The organism is Thomasclavelia sp. (assembly GCF_017889095.1).
Lineage (GTDB): Bacteria > Bacillota_I > Bacilli_A > Erysipelotrichales > Coprobacillaceae > Thomasclavelia.
Window position 1 is genome coordinate 1 of sequence record NZ_JAGHEW010000011.1, and the last position, 3,654, is coordinate 3,654.

2 protein-coding genes and 1 riboswitch are annotated in these 3,654 nt (G+C 28.0%); both genes read left to right on the forward strand.

Features of this window, described 5'->3' with window-relative positions; all coding sequences use genetic code 11:
- Positions 1 to 281: 281 nt before the first annotated feature.
- A riboswitch (cyclic di-GMP riboswitch) is annotated at positions 282 to 364 on the forward strand.
- A 70-nt stretch (positions 365 to 434) separates the two neighbouring features.
- On the forward strand, positions 435 to 2,360 hold the full coding sequence (locus tag J7M77_RS00375) for a glycosyltransferase (RefSeq protein WP_296874899.1): 1,926 nt from the start codon (positions 435 to 437) through the stop codon (positions 2,358 to 2,360).
- Positions 2,332 to 3,522: a GGDEF domain-containing protein gene (locus J7M77_RS00380; protein WP_296874901.1), complete on the forward strand. Its 1,191-nt coding sequence runs from the start codon at positions 2,332 to 2,334 to the stop codon at positions 3,520 to 3,522. The genes J7M77_RS00375 and J7M77_RS00380 overlap by 29 nt, the downstream gene beginning before the upstream one ends.
- Positions 3,523 to 3,654 lie beyond the last annotated feature (132 nt).

The following is a 3,654-nucleotide window of genomic DNA, read 5'->3' on the forward strand; positions in this document are numbered from 1 at the left end:
GTATCAGAAGGAACGGATAAATCAATCATAAAGTCATCTCCTGATATAATTATAGTAGTAAAAAGGGCGAATTGCATATAAAACGCATCATCACCCTGGTGGACAAAATTTATTTTGTCCCTTTTTTTTTAGCTTAGCTAACAAAAATATACCTATTATTTTTGATATCAAAGGTCAATATATGGTTTTCATATTTGTTTTTATCCAAAAAACTAGAAAATGATACCATTTAATAAAAACTAGTGTAATTGACAAAGAAATAATGCGTTGATAAGATGATTTTAAAAAAATGGCAAAGCCATTGAAAAGTGGTGACGCAAAGCTATAGGGTCTAATCTAAAAAGTATGACAGCCAGTTGCATTAATCGAAATTTTTACTGTGCATGGGTTTTTAGATAGCTCATGTATTTTTTATGAATTTAGGAGGAAATGAATTGTATTTATATTGTTTTTTAATTTTGGCGGTATTAATGGTTGAATTTTTGATTGCAAAAGCTAAACCTAAACTTAAAGTTAAACAATCTTTAATTATGACAGTGACTGTTGTCTGTTTTGTTTATCTGATGTGGCGTTTAACTGTAATTCCAGTTCATGATGGTTATTTAAGCTTTATCTTGGCAGTAATCTTGTATATTGCAGAATTAATAGGTGTATTAGCATTCTTCAATTTTCAATATCTGTTTTTTAATAAAAGTAATAATGATAATTCTAAAAGTTATGGACAAAATAAAAGTTATGATTTTACAGTGGATGTTTTGATTTGTACTTATAATGAACCGCTTGATTTATTGGAAATGACAATTGCGGCTGCTACCAATCTTGAATATCCTAAAGATAAATTGAATATTTATATTTTAGATGATGGAAAGCGGAAAGAGTTAGAAATATTATGTCAAAATTATGGGATTAATTATTTATCTAGAGATAGTTGTGAAGGTGCTAAAGCTGGGAACATTAATAATGCATTGACTAAGATCAAAGGGGATTTATTTGCGGTATTAGATGCGGATATGATTCCTAAAAAAGATTTTTTAATAAAAACGGTTGGTTATTTTAGTAATGAAAATTTAGCTTTTGTCCAAACGCCACAAGTTTATTACAATCAGGATATGTATCAATACAATTTAATGAAAAAAAATCTTCCCAATGAACAAGACTTCTTTATGCGTCATATCCAAGAAGCTCGAGCAAGTAAAAATGCCACTTTACATGTAGGAACTAATGCTGTTTTTAATCGCCAGCATGTTTTAAGTATTGGCGGTTATCCAACTGATTCAATTACTGAAGATATGGCAGTAGGAATGCTGTTACAAGGACAAGGTTTTGATTCACTTTTTGTAAATGAGGAGTTAGTAATGGGATTATCGGCAACAACTTTTATTGAGCTGGTAAAACAGCGTGATCGCTGGTGTCGTGGTAATATTCAAGTCCTTAAACATTATATGCCCTTATTTAATTCTGGATTAAGTCTGGGGCAAAAGATTGCTTATTTAGATGGCGGGATTTATTGGTTCGCTAATATTCAAAAGATGATTTATATCATTTTCCCGTTGTTGTATCTATTAACAAATATAACAATGCTTGATTGTTCAATTAATAGTTTATTATGTATTTATCTTCCTTATGCAATTGGGCAATTAATTATCTTTAATGTTTTATCATCTAAGTCGCGAAGTTTAAAATGGGCTCATATTTATGAAGTAGCTATGGCACCGCATTTGTGTATTTCGATTTTTAAAGAATTATTAAATTTAAAAATTAAATTTAATGTAACAGCTAAAGATACAATTTTAAATAAAAAAACATTTCAATATCAAATAGTTATTAGTCATATATTTATTGCCATACTTACAATTACAGCTTGGATATTAGCCACATATAGATTTTTAAATGGCATGAATAATACAACCGCTTATTTATTAAATATTTTTTGGAGTATTTATAATTTTTATGCCATTATCATTGCTTTAAAAGTTGCCTGGCAAAAACCAATTCTACGAAAAATGGAACGAGTATTAATAAATCAAAAACAAAATGTTGAAGTGGTTGATGATCATAATTTAATCACCGGCAGATTAATCGATATTTCTGGAACTGGATTAAAAATGGAATTAGATGGAATAATTAAGATAGAAAAATTACAGATAATTAAATTTATACTTAATAAGCAAGTATTTTCAGGACAGGTAATGCGAGTAAATAACAATATTATTGCGTTAAGATATAATCAATTATCACCTAAACAAATGCAAATGATCATGAATATTTTTACTGAAAATATGCAAGCTTATTATGTGATGGATCTAGATGAAAAGGTAAGGGAGCAATCTTATGAACATGTATTTAAATGGTTATTATGAAGAAATCTTGAATCATATTCATTCAGGTGTTCTTTATTGTCGTAATGATTCTTTTTTGACCATTTTATATGCAAATGATTATTTTTATAAAATGATTGGTTATCATAAAGATGAATTAAAAAATCTTTTTGAAAACCATTTAGTGGCTTTAATTGAAGATGATGTAGATAAAATGTTAACAACGATTGAAGACACAATTTCTCGAAGTCAAGATTTAGATTTTGAATTGAAATTAAAAAAGAAAAATGGTGAAATATTTTGGGTTCATAATACCGCCAAGTATGATCGTGGTAATAGCTGCTGGTATGTCACGATCATGGATATTACGGAAATGAAAACATTGGATTATGAAAGAAAAAGATTAAAATTTTATTTAGACAGTATTCCTAGTAAAATTGTCATTACCGATCAAATTGGTCAAATTGTTTATCAAAATAAATGGGCTAAAAATTGTTTCTATTATGATGATAAAGCAAATAATCTCCAACAATTAATTGAACGTCATATCTTAATTAAACAATATGAACAAATATTTAATGATGCTGTAAATGGTCAAACAGTAAAATATGAAACTAGATATCAAAATCAAGATCATTATATCGGTCATGATAAAAACTATTTAATCCCCATTGAATCAAAAAGCAAAAAAGAAATTAACTTTATGCAAGTTAGCGAGGATTTATTAAGTTATAGTGATAGTTTAACGATGTTACCAACGAGAATGATGTTTGAATATTATTACAAAGAATATTTAAAAGATTACCATGGATCAGTTTATTTGGGAATCGTTGATATTGATGATTTTAAACAAGTTAATGATAATTATGGACATGTTGCCGGTGATCAGGCAATTAAATTAACTGGTGATCGGTTATTTAGGTTATTAGGGAAAGATGATTATATTTGTCGTTATGGCGGGGATGAGTTTGTCTTACTATTTTTAAATCAAGATAAATATGCGATAGAAAGAAAATATGCTGAATTATTAAAGATGAGTCAGGAGCCATTGGTTTTTAAAGATAATTATATTAATTTAAGCTATAGTGTGGGAATGACTAAAGTAATGGATTTAATTGATTTTGAAAATGCACTAAAAAAGGCGGATCAAGTTTTATATGAAGTTAAACAAAATGGTAAAAATCAAATGATGTTTAGTATTTAAAAAAAGGGGGCTGTAACGAAAAGATGATTTTTTAAGCATCTTGAAGCGTTACAGCTTCTTTTTTTGTTACTGATGCTTTTTCTTATGATATTTTGATTATCTTTGACTCATTTATTGATTTCAGGTATAAAA